Here is a 22,151-nt window from a genome sequence, read left to right as displayed (position 1 = left end):
ATCCACGTGAAGATTTCCAATCGTCGGAAATGTCACAACCCGTCAGCTTCCCAAGACCGCCAGCCAGCGCGCGACTTCCGCCTTCACATTCGCCACCGATGGCGAGCCCGGATTTGTCCGCGCCGCCAGGGCCCGCTGCAGGTCGAAGACGCTCTTCGCGTCCTCCGTGTAAACCGGATCGATCTTCGCCAGGTCCAGCTTGTCGAGCGGCACGCCCGTCTTCACCGCCTCCGCCACCGCCTTGCCCACCAGCTCGTGCGCATGCCGGAAGGGCACACCCTGCTTCACCAGCCAATCGGCCAGATCGGTCGCCAGTAGCATCGGATCGCTCGCCGCCGCCAGGCAGCGCTCCTCGCGCAGCTCCATCGCCGCGATCATCTCGGTATTCACCGCCAGCACCAGCTTGAGCGTGTCGATGGAATCGAAGAGCGGCGGCTTGTCCTCTTGAAGATCGCGGTTGTAAGTCAGCGGCAGACCCTTCACCGCCACCAGCAGGTTCATCAGATTCCCCACCAGCCGCCCCGTCTTGCCGCGCGTCAGTTCGCACACATCCGGATTCTTCTTCTGCGGCATCAGCGAGGAACCGGTCGTGTGCGCATCGGAGAAAGCGACGAAACCGAATTCCGCCGTGCACCACAGGATCAAGTCTTCGCTCAGGCGCGACAGATGTACCCCGCACAGCCCGATCGCGAACAGCGTCTCCGCGATGTAATCGCGGTCCGCGATCGCATCCATCGAGTTCGTCGTCACCCCGTCGAAGCCCAGCTCCGCGGCGATCGCCCGGCGGTCCAGGTTGATCGTCGAGCCCGCCAGCGCCCCCGAGCCCAGCGGTGAAATGTTCAGCCGTTTCCGCGCATCCGCCAGCCGCCCCTTGTCGCGCTCCAGCATCTCCACATAGGCCAGCAGATGGTGGCCTGCCGTCACCGGCTGCCCGCGTTGGAGATGCGTGTAGCCCGGGATCACCGTGCCCGCATACTTCTCCGCGCGATCCAGAAGCGCACCCTGCAGGCCGCCGATCGCCTCTAATAAAATCTCGATCTCCGTCCGCGTGTAGAGCCGCGTATCCGTCGCCACCTGGTCATTCCGCGAGCGCGCCGTGTGCAGCTTCGCCCCCGCCGCCCCGATCCGCTTGGTCAGCTCCGACTCCACGTTCATGTGGATGTCTTCCAGCGAAGTCTTGAACTCGAAGCGCCCGGCCTCGATGTCGTCCCGGATTGCCAGCAGCCCGCTCTCGATCTGCGAAAATTCCTCCGCCGTCAGTAGCCCCGCCGTCTTCTGCGCCCGCGCATGCGCGATCGAGCCCGCGATATCGTGCGGATACAGGCGCCAATCATAGCTGATCGACTCCCCGAATTCCTGCACCAGCGACGAAGTATCCTTGGCAAAGCGTCCTTTCCACATGGCGGCGGAAGTAGCGGGCAGGGGATGGGGGCAGGCAATGACGAATTCAGAATTTCCGAGCGCTGAGGGAAGCGGGCTGAAGAAATGACGAATTCAGAATTCCCGAATGACGAATGAAGTGTGTCGAAGAAAGAAGGTTGCCGGCACCAGGCGCCAGCAGTCCCTCTCACTCACTGGTCATTCGTCATTCGGAAATTCGAAATTCGTCATTTCCCCTCACCCTTTCTTCCTCGTGGGGAGCCGCTTACCAGTCACTCGCGCCTTGATCAAATTCGGGCACACCCCCTTCGTCCGCAATTGCTCGCAGCAGGCCTCGATCTTGATCGACTGCCGCATCGGCCGGAAGCCCATCCGCCGCGTCAGGCAATCGTTGAGCACTTCCAGATGGGAGTCCGCGAACTCCACCACCTTCCCGCAATCGATGCACACCAGGTGATTGTGCGCCGGCTTCTCGATGAAATTCGGATCGTAGGTCTTCAGGTCGCCGCCCAGGTCGATCTCGTGCAGCAGCCCCGCCTCCACCAGCAGGGAAATCGTGCGGTAGACCGTCGCCCGGGAAACCCCCGCATTCGCCTTGCGCGAGCGGTCGAAAAGCTCCTCCGACGTGAAATGATCGTCGCTGGCGAAGGCCGTGCGCACGATCGCGTCACGCTGCGGGGTGCGCCGCAGTCCCTTCTTGCGGATGAACGTGTCGAGTCGGTCGAGGATGGCCTGTTCCACGCCGCCCAGCTTAGCGGGCATTTCACCCGGCGGGGAAGAGCGAAGCGCGCCTATCCGATTTTACGGGTTGGCAAGGCGCGGCGGCTTGATTGAATGCGGGCCGATGAAGCTTTGGAAACCCCTCGCGGTCCTGCTCCCTGCCTTCGCCCTTCTGTCCTGCGGCGGCTCCCAGGTGCTGGACATCCGGCCCCTCCACATCCGCGAAATCGGAGCCTCCGACGAGGGCGACGACCCGATGATCCATGGCGAATACCAGCGCCGCATGCACGGGGCCATCGGCATCCGCGAGCAGGGCCAGCGCCTCGGCTACTACTACACCATCCTCTGGAATGACGATTCCGGCGGCACCCCGGGCGAGATCGTTTTCGAGTACCAGCAGGGCCTCACCGGCAGCCGCGTGAAGAAGATGGTCCATGCCATTCCCGCCGGTGAAGCCAAGGGCCGGGCCGAGTTTTCCATCACCGGCGATTCCTACCAGAAGGGGGGCAAGGTCCTCGCCTGGCGCTGCAAACTTTACCGCGAGGGCCGCGAGGTCGCCTCCCGGCAGTCCTATTTGTGGCAATAAAAGCCCCCTTTCCTAGCGATGCGCGGTTGACCGCAAGCCTAGGAGGAACTTATTGTAATGCGGTCTCAAGTAGGTCTGGTCCCTCTCTCGTGAGTTTGGAAAACGCTATTCTGGTCGGAGTATTCGACGGGTTCACCTGGATTCGCTGCGTGGGGAAAGGCTCCTTCGTGACGAGTCCGGTGATGAAGGAATGCGCCGAAAATCGCATCGCCGCGGGGGAACGATGTCTCGTCATCGACCTCCAGGCCTGCACCGGCATGGACTCCACCTTCATGGGCCAGCTCGCCAGCTTCTCCGCCCGGCTGTCGAAATTGGGGGCCACCGGCGGCGTCCAGATCGCCGGGGCAGGAGAGCGCAACCGCAATTCCCTCGAAGACCTCGGGCTCGACTGCCTCCTAGAAATCGACCCGCCGGCCGCCCTCTGGCGCGGCCATGCCAACGAGGTCAGGGGCCTCCTCGAGCCCTACCTCCTGGGCCGCCCCCCGGCATGCTGGACCGGGCCAAGCACGTGCTGGAATCGCACAAGATCCTCTCCTCCGCGAATGCGGAGAATGCCCGCAAGTTTGCGGGTGTCGTCGGAATCCTCGAAAAAGAGGTAGCCGAAGGCGAAGGAAAGGCAGATTAAGAGGGTGCCTGCGCTGAAATGCCGCCCTACGTCCCTTATCTCTTGCTGGCGATCGCGCTGATCGGTCTGCTGCTGGTTTTCCGAAAACTGAAGGGCCAGCTCCGCTCGAAGAACGACGAACTGCAAGCCTTCGAAGGCGAGGAGGAGCGCATGTTCGCCTTCCTCCACGACCTCGGCTCCGCGATCGGCAGCGATACCACCATGACCGGGCTCTACCGCCTGATCGTCGATGGCGTCACCAAGGTCGTCGCCGCCCGCGGCGGAGCCCTCTACCTGCTCGACGACTCGCGCCAGGCCCTCAAGCCGCGCTATCTTTCCATCCACTGCCCGCCCCTCGTCGGCCTCCCGGTGGAGATTCGCGAGAAAGCCGAGACCGACCGCCGCGCCCTCGATAGCCACCTCCGCCTCGCCCAAGTCCCCGCCGACGAAGGCATCTTCGGTGCCGCACTCTCCGCCGGGGAGGCCCTCCACATCCCCGACCTCAAGGCCCACGAATCCTTCCGCGACGATTTCAGCCGCTACGGCGGCGATGTCTCCGTCCTGGTCGCCCCGCTCCGCCACGGCGGCAAGGACCTCGGCGTCCTCGCCGTCACCCGCAACCGCGACGATCCCGCCTTCACCGCGAATGATTTCGCCGTCTTCCGCACCGTCGCGGAGCAGTCCGCCTTCGCCATCGGCAATGCCCTGGTCCACCGTGAGGCCAGCGAGAAACGCCAGATGGAAGGCGAACTCCGCAACGCCCGCGAGGTCCAGCGCGTCCTCCTCCCGCCCGGCGATCCGGTCGTCCCCGGCTACCGCGTCAGCGGCATGAACCTGCCCGCCCGCATCATCAGCGGCGACTACTACGACCACCTCGACCTCGGCGAGGGCCGCCACGGCGTGGTCATCGCCGATGTCTCCGGCAAGGGCGTCGCCGCCGGCCTGATCATGGCCATGTGCCGCAGCGTCCTGCGCTCCCTCGCCAGCGCCCACGAGGATCCCGCCGAGGCCCTCGGCCGCGTCAATCGCCAGATCTTCCCGGACATCAAGGAGGACATGTTCATCAGCCTCTACTACGCCATCATCGATGGCGAAGGCGGCGACGTCGACCTCGCCCGTGCCGGCCACGACCCCGCCCTGCTCTACCGCGCCGTCGAAAAGACCGTCATCCTGATCAAGCCCCCCGGCCTCGCCCTCGGCATCGATGGCGGGGACGTCTTCGAGCGCGTCACCAAGGCCCACCGCATCCACATGAACCCCGGGGACTGCCTGCTTTTCCACACCGATGGCGTGAAGGAAGCCACCAACCCCGGCGGCGAGGAATTCGGCATGGACCGCCTCCGCGATGCCTTCCGCGAAAACGCCCCCCTCGGAGCCGAAGCCGCCATCAAGAGCGTCGAGAAGGAACTCGCCAAGTTCGTCGGCGAAGCCAAGCAAGCCGACGACATCACCCTCGTGGCGATGGAGAAGCGGTGATTTGAAAATCCCGAATTTCAGAGAATATCGGGGAGGCAGATCAGCCTGCACCGCGTGGCATCGATCGGGAACGAGCGGGGGGCGGGGGCGACAGCTCTGCTTGTAGGCGAAGTCCAAGCGAAGTCAGCACTTTGACGAACGAGGCAAATGCCGGAGACTTGTCCGCATTCAGGGGTGCAAACATACCCGCCTCGGAAGCAAATTTTCCTGTTTCAATCTCTTGTCCAATGATCCTAAGCATTTCAAGCGCCTTCGTTGGGTCGCCAGATGCTAGAGCCATGTTCAACATCGTAATATTCTCTTTCGACGGTGTTGATGGCGATGAAGGGCCAAGCGCAAGAGGAAGATTAGGCTGATCTCCCAGCTCGATATCAGCTCGCTCCTCGGGAGTTGCACGCTCCGCAATTTCCGAACGAAGTGATGGGCTACATTTAGTGAGGAAAGCTTGCCATTCCCTTGCAAGCTTTATGTTGACCACCACTTTTTCGGGGACGTTGAAAATTACCGAAATTTTCCCTGCCTGAATAAGACGTAAGACATTCAGTACGGTGCCGGGACTCTTGCCGTCCCATATCATTAGGCCGAAATCCGCCTTGCGGGCCATCTCACGGTCTTTTGCGGCATAGAATTGAAAGCCTTTCGCATTCTTCGGTGGATGAACGGGGTGGATCTGCCACGAGCCGAGATTATTTCGAGGTTTGTCACCCGAGCAAAAGACGGTGACTTTCTCGTAGTGAGAATCTAGGAAGTACTTTTGTGCAGCCTTGTCAGCACCATTGGCATCCCCGACAACGACTTGATGGCCTTTCGCCACAACATTGTCCAACCGCTTCCTAACTTCTTCCGGTAAGCGCGAAACGTGACGCGAACCTCCGATGAATATTGTGTTCATTGGTTTCGCCGAGTTTTTGTGATCGTCAGAACACTGACTGTGTTGGCTTTGCCAGCATCTAGCAAAATCTTGGTGATGGCGTTCATGGTTGCGCCTGACCTGAAGAGGTCGTCAAACAGAAGAATGTTCTTCCTACTTGTCTGGATATCATCGACGGCATAAAGCCCTTCAAGAATCCTCTTTCGTTCGTCTGGGTCCGTAACGCTTTTGAGCTGAGCAGTTGGCCGAGTCGCAACGATGCAACTCGCAACAGGAATTTTGAGCTCTTTGCCGATACCGGTTGCAAGAAGAACGACCGGTTGACTTGCACGCGGAGTCGAGGGCGGAACGGGAACAATCAGGTCAAATCCTTGGCTAGCAGGGAGGAGAAACCTCGCGCAGGTTTCGATGATGTCGACCGCTGCATTCTGCTCGTTGCGATACTTCAAACGAAAGAGAAGCTCGGCAATTGGCGGACGCTGCGTATCGAACTGCATGTGCCCAAATTGATTTTCCCCTATGGGGGTGCTGCTCGTTGTATGGAAATCAAGGGCGAAGCCCTTCCTCCAAAGCCCTGAAATCTCTTGGGGATTTACCTCAACAACCGCCATCGTCTATTGCTGAAACCATAAACATGGGGGGAGCACAAGCAAGGTCGAACCACTTGGCTTCAACGACCAACCCACTTGATTCCTCAAAATCGTCCATCAAACCCCCGGGGTTGACTCCCACCCCTCCCGGTGGCAGGAACGCCGCGCATGACTCCCGAGGACGACAAAGATTTCGCGGATGCCGCGGATCCGAATACCCCCGAAGGCCCGGTGGCCGAAGCTTTCGATGGCGACCCGTACGCCGAACTTGAGGCCGATGTGGCCAAGTGGCGCGAGCTCGCCGTCCGCACCGCCGCGGATCTCGACAACTTCCGCAAGCGCTCCGCCCGCGAACGCGAGGACGCGATCCGCTATGCGAACCAAGGCCTCTTGGAAGACATCCTGCCCGTCATCGATAACTTCGAGATGGGCATGCTCTCCGCCGCCCAGGACAAGTCCTCCATGATCTACATCGGCATGGACATGGTCCGCCGCCAGTTGAACGATTTCCTCTCCGGCCAGGGCGTCACCGAGATCCCGGCCGAGGGAAAGCCCTTCGATCCGAACCTTCACGAGGCCGTCTCCCAGGAAGTCGCCCCGGACTCCACGCCGGACACCGTCCTGCGCGTCCACCGCCGCGGCTTCATGCTGCGCGATCGCCTGCTGCGCCCGGCCACCGTGGTGGTGGCAAAGGCTCCCGACACCGAAGCTTGATCTGACTGACTGACCCCATGGCTGCGAAGCGCGATTACTACGAGATCCTGGGCGTCGCCCGCGAGGCCAGCCCGGAGGAGATCAAGAAGGCCTACCGCAAGATGGCGGTGAAGTTCCACCCGGACAAGAACCCCGGCGACCACGAGGCCGAGGACAAGTTCAAGGAACTCGGCGAGGCCTACGAAGCCCTCAGCGATCCCGACAAGCGCGCCGCCTATGACCGCTACGGTCACCAGGCATTCGCGGGCGGCGGAGGAGGCGGGTCCCACGTGGATCCCATGGACCTGTTCTCGCAGGTCTTCGGCAGCGCCTTTGGCGGCGGCTTCGAGGAATTCTTCGGCGGCGGCCGACGGAAGAACACCGGCAAGCAGCGCGGCAGCGACCTCCGCTACGACCTCGAAATTTCCTTGGAAGAAGCCGCGCGTGGTGCCGAGAAGGAACTCGAGATCGAGCACTTCGGCCCCTGCGGGAATTGCGGCGCCAGCGGCTCGAAGAGCGGCGGCAGCACCAAGCCCTGCACCAGTTGCGGCGGCCGCGGCGTGGTCGCGCGCCAGGCCGGCATCTTCATCCAGCAGACCACCTGCCCGGAATGCCGCGGCGCCGGTGAAACCGTCACCGATCCCTGCGGCAATTGCGGCGGGGACGGCCGCAAGCACAAGACCAGCCGCATCAAGATCCGCATCCCCGGCGGCGTCGAAGACGGCACCCGCCTGCGCTCCACCGGGAATGGCGATGCCGGCGTCCGCGGCGGCGCGGCCGGCGACCTCTACGTCTTCCTCCACGTCAAGCCGCACGACGTCTTCGAGCGCGAGGGCAGCGACCTCTTCTGCGAGGTCCCCATGCCCTTCAGCACCGCCACCCTCGGCGGCGAACTGAAAGTGCCCACCCTTGATGGGGAGGCCTCCATCAAGATCCCCGTCGGCACGCAGGGCGGCACCCTCTTCCGCCTCCGCGAGCGCGGCGTCGCCGCCCTCAATACCCACAAGAAGGGCGACCTCCACGTCCGCGTCCAGGTCGAGGTTCCCACCCGCCTCAATACCGAGCAGCAGGACAAGCTCCGCGCCTTCTCCGAATCCATCGGCGAACAAAACTCGCCCATGCAGGAATCCTTCTTCCAGAAGGCGAGAAGGTTCTTCGACCTCTGAGGCGGGCGCGAAAGTGCCAAGTAAGAAGGACCAAGTGCCAAGAAAAGAGCGCGGCACTCCGGGTCCGGTCAGATGATGTCCTGGACCCGCCTTTCTTTCCTTGGCACTTGGTCCTTCTCACTTGGCACTTGGTCCTTCTCACTTGGCACTTGGTCCTTTTCACTTGGAACTTTGCTCCCGCCGCCATGCCCCGCTTCCACCTCCCTCCCGAAGCCTGGCTCACCAACCCCGCCCTCACCGGGGAAGAGGCCAAGCACGCCGCCCAGGTCATGCGCCTTCGCTCCGGGGACAGCATCACCGTCTTCGACGGCCTCGGCCGCTCCGCCCCCGCCGAGGTCACCACGGTTTCCAAATCCGAAATCCGCCTCCTCCTCGGCGAGCCCGTCCAAGCCCCGCCGCTCCGCCCCGCCATCTGCCTCGCCCAAGCGGTCCCGAAGGGCAAGACCATGGACCTGATCGTCCAGAAGGCCGTGGAACTTGGCGTCTCCTCGATCCAGCCCCTCATCACCCGCCGCACCATTGTCCAGGTAGATGAGGACGACGCCGACCGCAAGGCCGCCAAGTGGCAGCGTGTCGCGCTCGAAGCCTGCAAGCAATGTGGCCAGGACCTGATCCCTCGCATCGAGCCCCCGAAAACCTTCGCCGAATGGCTCCCGCATGCCGGGGAAGGTATCAAAATTGTCGCATCCCTCTATCCCGGGACCCGCCCGCTTAAGGAAATCCTCCGCGCTTTCGCGGCTCCCGGACAGGCCGCCCTCCTAATCGGACCGGAGGGCGATTTCACTGAAGATGAAGCAGCCGCAGCCATTGCCGCAGGCTTCCAAGCAGCCACTTTGGGATTGATTGTCCTACGCGCGGAGACCGCCGCTTTTTTTGGAATATCGGCCCTGAGGTACGAGTTTGCGTAGGGTGTTTATTAAAAATTCCGTTTGATTGTCGCGGGTTCCGTAATATCATGAATGCGTGCTGTCCCAGCGGTCGAATTCCCTTCGACCGGTCCCTTGCATCATCCTAGCTAGCCTTCTTTGTGCCGTAGGCGCGGAATCTTCCGCGCCCACGCGAGGCTTCGTGGTTGATACCTCGGACCGGAATGAAGTCGTGTCCTTCTATCATGCCATCTACATGGCATCGGAAGGCTATCAGAACCGCGTCGCCTGGACGGGGAACTATAATTCCGAGGCCGCAGGGGCGGAGGGGACCGTATCCGCAGCCTTCACCGGCGATGTCGAGCGCCGCCTGAACTACCTCCGCGCGATGTGCGGGATCCCGGCGAACGTCCGTGTGAATACCGGTGCCACCGTGCGCTTGGCCACGGACGACCTCTTCCAAGTCCCCGCCCTAACCACCAAGACCGCCGCCTCGCAGCGCTCCGCGCTGATGATCGTGCGCACCTATCCGGGCAATGGCGGCCTCAGCCATAGTCCGGCACCGACCTGCGTGGCCTGGACTCCCGCCGCGTGGAATGCCAACCGCAATGGCAACCTCTCGCTCGGCTTCTTCGGCCCCGGCGCGCTCGATGCCTATGCGAAGGAAGACGTGATGGGCACTTCCAACTGGAACACCGATGCCGGCCATCGCCGCTGGATGCTCTTCCAGGGCTCCACCGATTTCGCCACCGGCGATACTCCCGGTGCCTTCACCAACAACAAGATCCTTCCGCCCTCGAACTCGCTCTATGTGATGCCGCGGTCGAGTGAAATCGATTTCAGCGCGGATCCCGTCTTCGCCAGCTATCCGCCGAAGGGTTACTTCCCCGCGAAACTCAACACGCCCTATTGGTCGCTTTCTTATCCGGGAGCGGATTTCTCCGCCGCGACGGTCAGCATGACCAATGGCGCAGGGGCTCCGGTCACCACCACCGTCGTCTCCCGCCGCGCTGGCTACGGCGATAACGCGATCATCTGGCAAGTGCCCGCCGCGGCTTCCTCGAAGGCGGTGGGCGCCGATATCTCGTGGAATGTCACCGTCTCGAACATCCAGGGCGCGGGGATCCCTCCGCAGCGCTCGTGGACGGTCACTCTCATCGATCCCGAAAAGATCGCCGAAATCCCGCAGATTACCGGCTCCTCCATGCCGCCGACCTCCGGTGCCACCTATCAGCTCGGCGCGGTGGCCGGTGCCGGGGAGATGCAGGCGGGCTTCTTCCTGCGCAAGCCGGCGACCTGGAGCGAGGGTGCCGAGGACAGCCCGGCCACCACGGTCATCGACCGCACCAGCGGCGGCTACCCTTTCCGCGCGTCCAATGCCACCTACGTGAAGTCCGGCAGCAAGGCCTTCCGCCTGACCTTCCCGAGCCGCTACGATCCCTTCATCAACGGCGTGCCCGAGCAGATCATGGAGCTCGACCGCGACATCATCCCCGGTGCCGCGGGCAAGCTGAACTTCCAGTTCCGCCGCGGCCTCATGACCGGGGCGACGAAGCTGGCGGTCGAGACTTCCGTGGACAGCGGACTCACCTGGAGCTCCCTGGGCTCGCTTTACTCCGGCCTCGGTGGCACGGGCGATGCCGCCTTCCAAGCAGCCTCGCTCGCCTTGCCCGCCGGACCCGTCCGCGTGCGCTTCCGCTTCTACCTGTCGGATCCGGCCTCCGCGCTTTACTCCCACCAGGACTATCCTTCGCAGCCGACCGGCGTCTTCATCGATGACCTCACAACCAGCGACTGCACCTGGCTGGAGCGCACCGCCACCGTCGCCGCGCCGGGTTTGACCACCTTCGCCTTCAATGCCGCCACCGCCGCCACCTCGCTATCCGGCGGGCAGGAGTGGTGGCTGCGCGCCCGCGCCGTGCTCGGTGGCAAGGCCTTCCCCTGGGGCCCGGCCAAGGTCGTCACCCCTTCCGGTCCCCTCCAGCTCTCCGGCCCGGCCGCGCCGCCGCTCAGCGGGGCGAATTACAACTTCGTCCCCGACGTGACCGCCACCGGCTACAAGCTGGAAGTCGCACGGCTCGGACCCTCGAACTGGACGGAAGGCGCGGAAACCACCAGCGCCACCATCGTCCCGGCGGTCTCCAATTACTCCGTTTATAGTAACTTGAAGGGCTTCATGAAGAGCGGCAAGCAGGCCTTCCGCCTCGGTCTCTCGACCACCGCCGATGCGGAGGACAGCTTCTCGATCAACCGCCAGATCCTGCCTGCTTCCAACAGCAACCTCGAGTTCTGGGTCCGCCGCGGCGGGATGAGCAAGACCAACCGCCTCCACGCCGAGGTCTCCACCGACGAAGGCGCGACCTGGACCTCCCTCTGGAACCTCCCCGGCCTGCAGAAGGCCGAGAAGAAGGTCCTCAAACAGACCGTTTCCCTCGCCTCCTACGCCGACCGTCCGATCCGCATACGCTTCGCCATCCGCAATGTCGCCGGCGGCAAGAACTTGAAGTGGAACGCGAAGTCCTCCGGCGTCTTTATCGACGACATCACGGTGACGAATTCCGCCGCCCTGCTCTCGCGCAACGAAAGCAACGTCAGCCTGGCCGCCAGCCACGTGCGCTTGGACGCCGCCACCGCCGGCCAGCCCCTCGCACACGGCGCGACCATGCGCCTGCGGATGCGATCCATAACCGGCCTCATCTCCGGCGGGTGGGGTCCCGCTCTCACCGTCAGCCCTTCCTCCGCCACTCCCGAACCCTCCCTCCCCGCAGGCTTCGCCGGCTGGGCGGAGACCGGGTTCCCGGGCCTCAACCTCAGCTTCGACGGCGACCAGGACCGCGACGGCGTGGCAGACGGCATCGAGTATGCCTTCTCCCTTGATCCCGCCGTCAGCGACCGCGTGCCGGACCAACTCGCGGTGGCCGTGGAGCGCATCGCCATCTCCCGTGACCTCCCCGTGCAGCGCGAGGGCATCGTCTACGGCGCGCAGTGGAGCGAGAACTTGGGCGATTGGTCCTCCGATGGCGTGGAGATCGTGATCGAGGCCGGCCGCATCACCGCCAGCGCCCCCAAGGGCGAGCGGAACCGCTTCCTGCGCTGGCAGATCGAGCAGGAGTAGCCGCCTGTCCGATCCGTCCGACCACCCTAGGGGGGTCGGACGGACCGGACAAGGAGGGCAGTGGTGAGGGAGAATAGGAAACGTTTCCTTTGCCTTCCCGCCTGTCCGATCCGTCTCATTCCCCTAAGGAGGTCGGACGGATCGGACGAAGCCAAGCGGATCTATTGGAGTATTGGTTTACATTCAGGATGCACCGAATTTGCACGTTGAAGTGTATCTAATATTCGGCGGAATTCACCTCATAGCGAATAATGACATCGACAGGATGCACTACCCGGTGTATTCGCTCCTCGTGAAGCCAAGCAAAGAAGACATTAAAGAGTGGTTAAAGACCACCGGTCGGGACCGCCAATGGCTTGCGGCTCAATGTGGGAACATCAGCAAGCGGACGGTGGACAACTGGCTGTCGAGCCCGAAGGAAGTCCCCCTGGCGACGCGGGCATTGATCGGGCGCTTGATGGAGGACGACCGCTTGGCAGGAATCGAGCAGCGGAAGGGGCGGGATGAGCCGCAGTCCCAGATCTTCAGCGTGGAGGTGGATCTGGCCACCTTCCGGGACTACTCGCGGGCGGCGCTTGAGGCGCATTTCACGGTGGAGGAGTGGGTGATCCATGCCTGCGAACTCGGACTGAGACGGGTCGCCAAGGACAAGGTGATCGCACTACCGGGAACGACCGGGGAGGGGTGAAGGGGGGGCCGGAAAAAGGTGGTCCGCACAGTCCTCTGTGCGGCCGAGTGGTCCTTTGAAGCCGCATCCACCGAATGCCTCGGGTAAAGCGGAACCGAGGGACCGCTCGGCCGCACAGAGGACTGTGCGGACCACCTTCCAAACCGGTCTGGAGAACCGACCGGAAAGTCGGGATGTCGCGAGGGCGTAACGTGGGGAGATGATTTGCCCGGTGATCCGTTCCTTCCTGCTCCTGTTTGCTGCGGTGCTGCCCTTGGCCGCTGAGTCTCCGGCTAAGATGATTGCCGTGGAGACGGTGCAGCCGGTGTGTCCGGTGTTCATCCGCGAGAAGTTCAATCCCGTGCTCGGCTTCAAGATCACCGTGACCGGAAGCGAGGGCGACGCCGTGTTGAGCGGGCTGGAGATCGGCTTCGGCGGGACGACGCGGATGGCGGACATCGCGAAATTCGAAGTGCGGCCGGGAACTGCCAATCCGGCGGCGGCCCCGGGCGAGGTGATCGCGGAAGGGTCCCGGGCGGCGGAGCGGATTTCTCTAAAGGCGAAGCATCGCATGGCTCCGGGGGAGCACTGGTTCTGGATCTCCGCGGTCTTGACGGAAGAGGCTTCGCTCGATCACCGGATCGACGCCGGTCTGTTCTCCGCCACGGCGGGTGACAAGCTGGAGCCGCAAGTGGTCTCGCCGCCGGGGGCGCAGCGAATCGGCTATGCGGTGCGCTTGCCGGGCGACGACCGCTCGAAGAGCTACCGCATCCCGGGGCTGGTGCGCAGCAAGGCGGGGACCCTGGTGGCGGTCTACGATATCCGCTACGACCACAGCGGGGACCTGCCTGCGAACATCGATGTCGGCGTATCGCGCTCGACCGACCGCGGGCAATCCTGGGAGCCGATGCGGGTCGCCATCGACATGGGGGACGATCCGAAGCACGGCCACGACGGGGTGGGCGATCCGGCGATCTTGTGTGATCCGAAGACGGGCCGGCTGTGGCTGGCGGCGCTGTGGAGCCATGGCAACCGCGGCTGGAATGGCTCGGGGCCCGGGATGACGCCGGAGGAGACCGGGCAACTGGTGCTGGCGCACAGCGATGACGACGGCAAGAGCTGGTCGAAGCCGGTGAATCTCACCGCGCAGATGAAGGACCCGGCGTGGCGGCTGTTCTTCAACGGGCCGGGCGCGGGGATCGCGATGAAGGACGGCACGCTGGTGTTTGCCGCGCAGTATCGCGCGGCGGATGGCAAGCCGTGGTCGACGCTGATTTCCTCCAAGGACGGCGGCAGCAGCTGGCAAGTGGGCAGCGGGGTGAAGAGCGACACGACCGAGGCGCAGGTGGCCGAGCTTGCGGACGGCGGCGTGATGATCAATTGCCGGGATAACCGCGGCGGCTCGCGGACGGTGGCGGTCACGCGGGATCTGGGGAAGACATGGGAGCTGCATGCCAGCGATCGCAAGGCACTGCGCGAGCCGGTGTGCATGGCGAGTTTGTTGGAGTGGAAGGGAGCGCTGTGGTTCTCGAATCCGGATACCAGCAAGGGGCGGGAGATGATGACCTTGAAGCGCTCGGATGACCAGGGCCTGAGCTGGCCGGTGGAGAAGCAGTGGCTCTACGATTCGCGGGCGGGGTTCGGGTATTCCTGTCTCGCGCCAGTGGATGAGGAGAAGGTCGGGGTGATCTATGAGGGGAAGGGGACGATGTACTTTTTGAGGTTGGGGGATGAGATCTGAGATCTGCGATTTCAGATTTCAGATTTGAGATTTTGAATATGAAGGGCGGACATTGCCGCGGTGGGAGTAGCGTGATTTGAAGATTGGTGCCCGGGCGGGATTGGTGGAGGCTCTGGGCATCGAAGATCCGGGGGCAATTCACATCACCGGCATGGGCTTGGCGGGTTGCTGCCTGGCTTGGCAGCGGCACTTCCGCGGGCAGGAGTTTGCGTGGGCGGACGATGACCGCGAGGGGGCCTCGTCGCGGATGGCGGCGGGCCTGATCAACCCGGTGACGGGGATGAACTTCAGCGTGAGCTGGCGGCTGGGGGAGTTCCTGCCGGAAGCGGTGGATTTCTACCGGCGCGCCGAGGATTTGTTAGGGAAGCGGCTGTGGTTTCCCCTGCCGGTGTGGCGGCTGGTGGGGGAGAAGGAGTGGGCGAAGGTTTCAGGGAAGCTGGAGGGGGCGGCGGAGTGGGTCGAGAGGGTGGACGAGGATGTCCCCGGGTGGCGGGCGGCGGTGGTCCTGAAGGGCGGCGGCAGGGTGGCGACGCGGGAGTTCTGTGAAGGCACGCGGGACTACTTCGCGGCGGCGCGGAAAGAGGCGCAGGCGGACGGAACGCGGGTGCTCTGCGAGGGCGCGGCGGGCCTGATGGCGGGGCGGCTCGGGCAGCACCGTTGTGCGAAGGGGGAGATTCTAACAGTCCGGGCGGCATGGCCGGAGGACCGGATTCTCATTGGCGGTGGGGGCTGGCTGGTGCCGGTGGGGGAAAGCTGCTTCAAGGCCGGCTCGACCTATGGGTGGGAGGTCTTGGACGGGAAGCCGACGCCGGAAGGCCGGGCCAGGATCGGGGAGATCTTGCGCCTGTTAGGCGGGGAGGAATTCGAGGTCACCGGCCATGAAGCGGGAATCCGGCCGATCGTGCGGAAGAGCCAGCCGGTGATCGGTGCGCTGGCCGATGGCCGCGTGGTTTTCAACGGCCTGGGGTCGAAGGGCTCCCTGTATGCGCCGGGGGTGGCGGAGCGGTTGAATGCCTGGTTGGAAGGAGAGGCGGGGATCGAGGGGGAACTGGATGTGGCAAAGCTGGGGTGAGTCGCTGCGCCCGGCATGGAACAGCTGCCCATAAAAGAAAGAGGCCGCAACCGGAGTTGCAGCCTCTCATGTTCGTGGCTCTGGAGAGCGGCGTTACTTCTTCTGCCGCGCGCTGGCCTTCAGGCGCAGGGCGTTGAGGGCGATGAAGCCGGTGGCGTCGTCCTGATTGTAGGCTGCTTCCTGGCCGCCTTCCATGGTGGCGATGGCTTCGGAGTAAAGGCTGTGCGGGCTCTTGCGGCCGGCGTTCATGACGTTGCCCTTGTAGAGCTTCACGCGGACCTCGCCGGAGACGGTCTGCTGGGTGTGCGTGACGAGCGCCTGGATCGCCTCGCGCTCGGGGGCGAACCAGAAGCCGTTGTAGACAAGCTGGGCATACTTCGGGATCAGGCCGTCCCGGATGAACATGGCCTCGCGGTCCACGGTCAGGGCTTCGAGGTCGCGGTGAGCGGCGAGGAGGATGGTGCCGCCGGGGGTCTCGTAGACGCCGCGGGACTTCATGCCGACGAAGCGGTTCTCCACGATATCGACGCGGCCGACGCCGTTGCGGCCGCCGAGCAGGTTGAGGAGGCGCATGATGCCATACGCGGAGAAGAGGCCGTAGCCGTCCTGCTGGCCGAAGGACATGATGTCGCCGAGTTCGGTGACGAGGGCGTCAAGGTTGTCGTGCTTGATGCCGATGGCGATGCCCTTGTCGAAGAGGATCTCCACGTATTCGGGCTGGTCCGGCGCGTCTTCCGGGGCGACGGAGAGGACATACATCTCGCGGTCTGCGGGAGTGGTGGCGTCATACCACGGGTCTTCCAGCATGCCGGCTTCGAAGGAGATGTGCAGGAGATTGCGGTCCATCGAGTAGGGCTTCTTCATGGAAGCCTTGATCGGGATATTGTGCGCGTCGGCATACGCGATCATCTCGGTGCGGCCGGGGAACTGCGCGCGGAAGGAGGCATCGCGCCAAGGGGCGATGCATTTCACGTTCGGCGCGAGGGTGGCGGCGGAGAGCTCGAAGCGGACCTGGTCGTTGCCCTTGCCGGTGGCGCCGTGGGCGATCGCGTCGGCACCTTCCTTGAGGGCGACTTCGAGCATGCCCTTGGCGATGCAGGGGCGGGCGATCGAGGTGCCGAGGAGGTAGCGGCCTTCGTAGATCGCGCCGGCCTGGATCATCGGGAAGATGAAGTTCGCGGCGAAGTCCTCCTTGAGGTCGCCGATGTAGCACTTCGAGGCACCGGTGCTGAGGGCCTTGGCCTCAAGGCCGTCCAATTCGTCGCCCTGACCGACATCCGCGCAGTAGGCGATGATTTCAGCATTGTACTTCTCCTTGAGCCAGAGAAGCAGCACGGAGGTATCCAAGCCTCCGGAATAGGCGACGACGATTTTCATGGCGGGCGGGAGGACAGCACGGAGGGCCCGGACGGGCAATGCCGAATGACGAATTTCCGAATTCCGAATGAAGGCAGCTGATCGAGGGGAGGGGGCTCATTTCCAATCCCTCTTGCCACCCCCGACCGGCTCCCTTCTAGTCGCGCCGTGTTCGCCACCTACGTGCATGATTTGAGCCCGGTGCTGGTCCGCTTCACCGATGCGATCCAGCTGCGTTGGTACGGGCTGGCCTATCTGGCGGCCTTTCTGACCGGGGCCTGGCTGCTGAATATCCTGGCGAAGCGCAAGCTGTGGGTGTTGCCGCCGGGCTCGGCGGGGGATTTCATTTTCGCGGCGGGGATCTTCGGGGTCTTCTTGGGCGGGCGGCTGGGCTACATGCTCTTCTATTACGGGCCGAGCCACGGCTGGGACTGGATCTATCGCGACCCGCTGATTGTTCTCAAGGTCTGGGAGGGCGGCATGGCCAGCCATGGCGGGATCCTGGGGCTGGTGATTTTCACCTGGGTCTACGCGAAAAGAAAGAAGGTCTCGTGGCGCGGGCTGGGGGACGGGCTGTGCGTGGTTTCGCCGCTGGGCCTGTTCTACGGGCGGATGGCGAATTTCATTAACGGCGAGCTCTACGGCCGGCCGGCGGAAGGGGTGGCGTGGGCGATGAAATTCCCGCTGGCGCTGACGGACGCGAAGCATCCGGAGTCCGCGAACTTCGCGGCGGCGATGGAAGCTGCCGCGGCGGTCTCCCCGCGTTTCGATGCGGTCTACCAGCAGTGGCTGGGCGGTGGTCCCCAGCGGATGCCGGATGGGTACTTGTTCGAGCAGATGCTGGCGGCGCAGCGGCATGAGCCGGCGGTGTCCCAGGCGATCGAGCCCTTCCTGCTGCCGCGGCATCCCTCGCAGCTTTATGAGGGCTTCCTCGAAGGGATCGCGCTGTTCGCGATCCTGTGGTTCGTGCGGGTGCGCTATCCGAATGCGCCGGTCGGGGTGCTTACCGGGCTATTCTTCATTTTCTACGCGGTGTTCCGGATCTTCGCGGAGCAATTCCGCGAGCCGGATTCCGAGATGATCGGCATGATGACGCGGGGGCAATTCCTCTCGCTGTTCATGGTCGTGGCCGGGCTGGTGTTTGTGTTCTCCTCGAAGTTCATCAAGGGGAAGACGGTGGGGGAGGGGTGATGGGCCCGGGTGGTTGGGTGGCTTGGGAGCGTATCTCGCGGTCGTGCCGTTCCGGTTCTCTCAATCCGTCTCAACAGACGGCAGTTGGGACCATTCTGCGGGCCGGGTGGCTTGTATGTTGCACCGCCGTCCAAAATAACGGCCAGCCGCGGGTGCTTTCCGAGAATGGGCCCGTAGGAAGCTCGTCGGAGGAAAGCACCCGCGGCGGGTTGCCTGATGGCGGCACGCATGGTGGGTTATTACCCACACCGGGACGCGTGCGGGGTGGCAGCCCCGCACGCGGCGGAACCGGAGAGACCGCCGCCTGTGGCAAGGGACCTCGATCCCGTCGCGGAGCATGGGTCCCCGGTTCCGTTCCCGGTCAAACCTCGAACCGCTGATTGAGTCACCATGAACTCGCATTGCAAGAAAGAGATGACCGACCCCTCCGTCACCTTCGTCGGCCTGGATGTTTCCAAGGCCCGCCTCGATTCCTTCGTCCCCGGCGGCAAGCCGCGGGCCGACGACAACACCCCCAAGGGCCACGCCGCTTTCATCAAACGCCTCCAGGGCCTGCAGAACCCGCGCGTGATCTGCGAGGCCAGCGGCGGCTACGAGCGCCCCGCCGTGGCCGCGCTGCTGGCAGCCGGCACCGGCATCTGCGTCGTGCCACCCGGCAGGGTCCGCCACTTCGCCCTCGCCGAAGGCCTGCTCGCCAAGACCGACAGCATCGACGCGCAACTCCTCGCCCGCTACGGCGACAAGATCCGCCCGCCCCTCGAACTGCCGGCCGATCCCGCCGCCGTGCGCCTGCGCGAGATGCTCGACTACCGCCGCCTCATCAGCGACCGGCGCGTCGCCACCTCCTCGCAACTCGATGTCGCGCAGGGCTACCTGCGCGAGGGCCTCCAGGCCCAGCTCGCCGCGTTGAAGGCCGCGCTGCGCCAGGTCAACAAGGACATCGCCGCGCACCTCAAGGCCGAGCCCGCCCTGGGTGCCAAGGCCAAGCGCCTGCGCCAGCTGTGCGGGGTCGGCCCGGTGCTGGCCGCCACCCTGCTGGCCTACTTGCCCGAGCTCGGCCTGCTCGGCGACAAGACCCTCGCCTCGCTGGTGGGCGTCGCACCGCATCCCTGCGACAGCGGCAAACACCGCGGCAAGCGCCGGATCCGCGGCGGGCGCGCCGTCGTGCGCGACGTGCTCTACATGGCGGCGGTCACCGCATCCACCCACAATACCATCCTCTCGGCGCTCTACCAACGCCTGACCGCCAGGGGGAAATTGCCCAAGGTCGCCATGGTGGCGGTCATGCGCAAAATGCTCTCGGTTCTCAACCGGATGATCGCCGATCCACAATTTTCACTTGCCTGATGACACCGCTGCTCCGCGCTCCCAGGTGGGTGATCCGTGGATCCCCCCAAAAAAGATACCGCCCGCCTGCTCAACCTCAAGGCGGGCGGTATGACCTCCTGGACAACTCTAACAGCTACTCCTCCTCGACCCGGATAAACAAGCGCCCCGCCGCACTCGGGAAGCTCACCGTTTTCACCGTCTCATCCGCCCCCACTGCCCCCGGGATCCCGCTCTCAAGCACCGTCTCCCAATCGACCAAATCCGTCGAAGAAGTGATCCGGTAACTCTTCACCGGTGAAGACGCCCAGGTCAGTGACGCCTGGCCCCCGAGCTTGTTGATCGTGCTCGAAAGAATCACCAGCGGCGGTGCCGGCGGCCCTTCGCTGAAGGACCAGGACGTCACGTCGTGCGATTCGGAGGCTCCTCCCGTCCGCGCGGTGAAACCGGCGTAACTCGTGCCCGAACCATCCATCGCCTCAATCACCCCGAGATCGATATTCAAGCTATCGACCACCAGCACCCCGTCGAAATAAACGTCCAGGTTTCCGGGAAGATAGGCCACCCGCACCTCGTGCGCGGCACCGGTCGTGGTGTTGTCGCTCAGGTCGCCGGGCAAGGTTCCCGGGAAGCTGATCCCGGAGATCATCGCAAGGTCGACGGTGGCTTCGACCGCGGAACCGCTGAGAACCCTCAACACCGCATTGCTCGGCTCGCCGGCATTCTGGTAGGAATCGAGAGACACGTTGAGCGCCGCCTCGGCCAGCCCCCATTCGTGCAAGGTGGCGGGCATCGCCGCGGAGCCGATCGGATGATTCTGGACCACGAAGGCCATCCCGTCCGCACCGCCGGTGGTGGTGGCTTTGAACTGCACCGCGAAGCGGGTATCGAAGCCTTCGTCCACCTTCTGCCGCAGGCGGAACCACGCGCCCCCCGCCATGCCGGATTGGTTCGGCGTGACACGCAGCCGCTTGCCCGGACCCGGCACCGTCAGCGTCGCATCCGCCGTTACTGCTGCATTCCCGATCAATGCGATCTCCTCCCCCGCATCGTCGAAGTCGTCGTAATCGATGGTCGTGACCGCCGGAGTGACCACCGCAGCGGACAGCGCCGCCGTGATGGTGTTCCCGAATGCATTCGTGGCCACGAAGGTGTAGGTCGTGTTAGCCGCCGGAGTGACCGTGGTCCCGCCGTTCGTGCTGCCCAGCGCCACCGGCCCCGAGCCGCTATCCAGCGTCACCGCCGTCGCACCCTCGGTCGTCCAGCGCAGGGAGAGCGGCTCGCCCGCCACCACCTTGGTATCGCCCTCGATCTTTAGGATCGGATACAGCGAGTTGCCGGGCAGGGGGATATCCAGCGTGGAGGTCCCGCGCGTCGTCGGCGTCACATAGTCGAAGGTGGTGATGTTCTCGATCAGCGTCCACGTTGTGCCGTCGGCGCTGCCCTCGATGATCCAGCGCAGCGGATCGCGCTCCGCGGCATCGCCTGCGGTGGTGAAGCCGTACGTGTCGAAGGTCACCGCGGCTGGGAATTCCAGTTGCAGCGCGCCCTTGTTGTGGTCGAGCCACTTGGTGTCGTTCAGCCCGTCGCCGGCATACACCGGCTCCTGCTCAGCGGGATTGTCACCGCCGGGATTCGTGTAGGTGGCGCCCTCCAGCTTCTCGCCTGCGTTCAAAAGGTAGAACTCCGCGAGCTGGATGCTGTTCGCCGTCAGGTCGTTCCTCAGCTTGCGCGGCGTGAAGCGCACGAACTTGTAGGTTGAAGGCCCGCCCGCTACCGAGCGGACGGTCAGGGAGGCCGAGACGGGCCCGTTGGCGCTGTCACCGGCCAAGGTGTAAACGGTGTCCTTGCCGGGGGGCACCATCACGAAGGCCAGATCGGCCTCCGCCACCGCGCCGATGCCCGGCGTGATCACCGGACTGGTCACCCGCTGGGTCGACCAGCTGAGCGTGATCTCCGACCCGTCGTAGACGATGAGATCGCTGGCAGTGAGATTGATGATCGCCTTCGGTTCCACCGGCGCGATGTCCGAGAAGCGGATCTCGGACAACCCGGTCACGATCCCGCCCCAGTCGCTCACGACCACCAGCCGAAGGTGCGTCACGGCGTTCAGCGTGGTGCCCAGATCCAGCGGATGCGGCAGCTCCGCGGCTCCTCCTGTCGCCTTCGTGAAGTTAAAGTTCCCCAAGCTCTGGTAGTCCGCTCCGCCATTGGTGGAATACTGGACCTCCGCCACCTGCAGCCCGCGGTCGATGTTCGATCCGCTCTGGTTATGGTTCCAGTAATACATCGTCCGGAGATTGGACGCGTGCGTGAAAGCGTAGGTCAGCGTCATCCCCGCGCCATCCGCGATCAGCGAGTGCCACATCGTGACCGCGGAGCCGTTGTTGTCATGGGTCGCGATGCCGAGATCGGCCTCGGTCGCCAGCGAGCCGGTGATGCCGCTGCCGTCGATCGTTTTGGTCAGCGAGAGGCCGTTCCAGTTGGACGATGCCTCGGCGCTGGCGACGGGGACGATGGCCGCATCGAGCGGCACGCAGGCGACCGCACTTGCCAAGCAGGTCGCCATCAGGATTGGGGTTCGGGCGGGGTTCATTCGGGTTCTTGCGTTGGGTCGGGAGGGAGAGGCCGGGGAGTCACCATTGCGGCAACACTTGCTTGGACAACCCGACTTTATTTGTTTGAACATTCCATTGAATGCAGTCAATTGGAAATCGTGCCCCGTCTCTCG

The 22,151-nt window shown here is 64.1% G+C and carries 18 protein-coding genes; 12 read left to right on the top strand and 6 right to left on the bottom strand.

Annotated elements, in window-relative coordinates; translation table 11 throughout:
• Positions 1-42: 42 nt before the first annotated feature.
• Positions 43-1,401 (bottom strand): argininosuccinate lyase, encoded by a 1,359-nt coding sequence (gene argH, locus ABWK72_RS07200; protein ID WP_367874113.1) that lies wholly within the window; start codon positions 1,399-1,401, stop codon positions 43-45.
• A gap of 216 nt (positions 1,402-1,617) precedes the next feature.
• Positions 1,618-2,142, bottom strand: coding sequence for a Fur family transcriptional regulator (locus tag ABWK72_RS07195; RefSeq protein WP_367874112.1), 525 nt, complete (start codon positions 2,140-2,142; stop codon positions 1,618-1,620).
• A gap of 82 nt (positions 2,143-2,224) precedes the next feature.
• Here ABWK72_RS07195 and ABWK72_RS07190 point away from each other — a divergent pair, with 82 nt between their 5' ends.
• The 3 genes from ABWK72_RS07190 (at position 2,225) to ABWK72_RS07180 (ending at position 4,766) form a co-directional block, all read left to right on the top strand.
• On the top strand, positions 2,225-2,686 hold the full coding sequence (locus tag ABWK72_RS07190; RefSeq protein ID WP_367874111.1) for a hypothetical protein: 462 nt from the start codon (positions 2,225-2,227) through the stop codon (positions 2,684-2,686).
• 89 nt (positions 2,687-2,775) lie between these two features.
• A complete protein-coding gene (locus tag ABWK72_RS07185; protein WP_367874110.1) occupies positions 2,776-3,285 on the top strand; it encodes an STAS domain-containing protein in 510 nt (169 codons plus the stop codon).
• A gap of 44 nt (positions 3,286-3,329) precedes the next feature.
• A complete protein-coding gene (locus ABWK72_RS07180) occupies positions 3,330-4,766 on the top strand; it encodes a PP2C family protein-serine/threonine phosphatase (RefSeq protein ID WP_367874109.1) in 1,437 nt (478 codons plus the stop codon).
• Between the two features lie 40 nt (positions 4,767-4,806).
• Here ABWK72_RS07180 and ABWK72_RS07175 read toward each other — a convergent pair whose 3' ends face one another.
• Together ABWK72_RS07175 and ABWK72_RS07170 are read right to left on the bottom strand one after the other, a co-directional pair.
• Entirely contained in the window at positions 4,807-5,658 is an 852-nt protein-coding gene (locus ABWK72_RS07175) for a putative addiction module antidote protein (protein ID WP_367874108.1), read from the bottom strand.
• Positions 5,655-6,134 (bottom strand): ComF family protein, encoded by a 480-nt coding sequence (locus ABWK72_RS07170; RefSeq protein WP_367874107.1) that lies wholly within the window; start codon positions 6,132-6,134, stop codon positions 5,655-5,657. The genes ABWK72_RS07175 and ABWK72_RS07170 overlap by 4 nt, the downstream gene beginning before the upstream one ends.
• 261 nt (positions 6,135-6,395) lie before the next feature.
• Here ABWK72_RS07170 and grpE point away from each other — a divergent pair, with 261 nt between their 5' ends.
• From grpE to ABWK72_RS07135, 7 genes are all read left to right on the top strand, one after another.
• Positions 6,396-6,941, top strand: a complete 546-nt coding sequence (grpE, locus tag ABWK72_RS07165; RefSeq protein ID WP_367874106.1) for a nucleotide exchange factor GrpE — start codon at positions 6,396-6,398, stop codon at positions 6,939-6,941.
• 17 nt (positions 6,942-6,958) lie between these two features.
• Positions 6,959-8,086 (top strand): molecular chaperone DnaJ, encoded by a 1,128-nt coding sequence (dnaJ, locus tag ABWK72_RS07160; protein ID WP_367874105.1) that lies wholly within the window; start codon positions 6,959-6,961, stop codon positions 8,084-8,086.
• A 185-nt stretch (positions 8,087-8,271) separates the two neighbouring features.
• Positions 8,272-8,994 (top strand): 16S rRNA (uracil(1498)-N(3))-methyltransferase, encoded by a 723-nt coding sequence (locus tag ABWK72_RS07155; RefSeq protein ID WP_367874104.1) that lies wholly within the window; start codon positions 8,272-8,274, stop codon positions 8,992-8,994.
• A 160-nt stretch (positions 8,995-9,154) separates the two neighbouring features.
• Positions 9,155-12,067 (top strand): hypothetical protein, encoded by a 2,913-nt coding sequence (locus ABWK72_RS07150; RefSeq protein ID WP_367874103.1) that lies wholly within the window; start codon positions 9,155-9,157, stop codon positions 12,065-12,067.
• 292 nt (positions 12,068-12,359) lie between these two features.
• Entirely contained in the window at positions 12,360-12,755 is a 396-nt protein-coding gene (locus ABWK72_RS07145) for a hypothetical protein (RefSeq protein WP_367874102.1), read from the top strand.
• A 211-nt stretch (positions 12,756-12,966) separates the two neighbouring features.
• On the top strand, positions 12,967-14,475 hold the full coding sequence (locus ABWK72_RS07140; RefSeq protein WP_367874101.1) for an exo-alpha-sialidase: 1,509 nt from the start codon (positions 12,967-12,969) through the stop codon (positions 14,473-14,475).
• Positions 14,476-14,551: 76 nt separating this feature from the next.
• Positions 14,552-15,547 carry an NAD(P)/FAD-dependent oxidoreductase gene (locus ABWK72_RS07135; protein ID WP_367874100.1) on the top strand — a complete coding sequence of 332 codons (996 nt, stop codon included), beginning with the start codon at positions 14,552-14,554 and terminating at the stop codon, positions 15,545-15,547.
• 93 nt (positions 15,548-15,640) lie between these two features.
• Here ABWK72_RS07135 and argG read toward each other — a convergent pair whose 3' ends face one another.
• Complete coding sequence (argG, locus tag ABWK72_RS07130) at positions 15,641-16,924, bottom strand: argininosuccinate synthase (RefSeq protein WP_367874099.1); 1,284 nt, start codon at positions 16,922-16,924, stop codon at positions 15,641-15,643.
• 147 nt (positions 16,925-17,071) lie between these two features.
• On the opposite strand from argG, the gene lgt reads away from it, so the two are divergent.
• Both lgt and ABWK72_RS07120 read left to right on the top strand, forming a co-directional pair.
• Complete coding sequence (lgt, locus tag ABWK72_RS07125) at positions 17,072-18,094, top strand: prolipoprotein diacylglyceryl transferase (RefSeq protein ID WP_367874098.1); 1,023 nt, start codon at positions 17,072-17,074, stop codon at positions 18,092-18,094.
• Between the two features lie 390 nt (positions 18,095-18,484).
• On the top strand, positions 18,485-19,441 hold the full coding sequence (locus tag ABWK72_RS07120; protein WP_367874097.1) for an IS110 family transposase: 957 nt from the start codon (positions 18,485-18,487) through the stop codon (positions 19,439-19,441).
• Between the two features lie 115 nt (positions 19,442-19,556).
• On the opposite strand, the gene ABWK72_RS07115 is transcribed toward ABWK72_RS07120, so the two are convergent.
• Positions 19,557-22,016 carry a hypothetical protein gene (locus ABWK72_RS07115; RefSeq protein WP_367874096.1) on the bottom strand — a complete coding sequence of 820 codons (2,460 nt, stop codon included), beginning with the start codon at positions 22,014-22,016 and terminating at the stop codon, positions 19,557-19,559.
• Positions 22,017-22,151: the final 135 nt, after the last annotated feature.

It is taken from the genome of Luteolibacter sp. Populi, from assembly GCF_040801775.1.
Taxonomy (GTDB): Bacteria; Verrucomicrobiota; Verrucomicrobiia; order Verrucomicrobiales; family Akkermansiaceae; genus Haloferula.
This window is presented reverse-complemented; position numbering and strand designations above follow the sequence as displayed.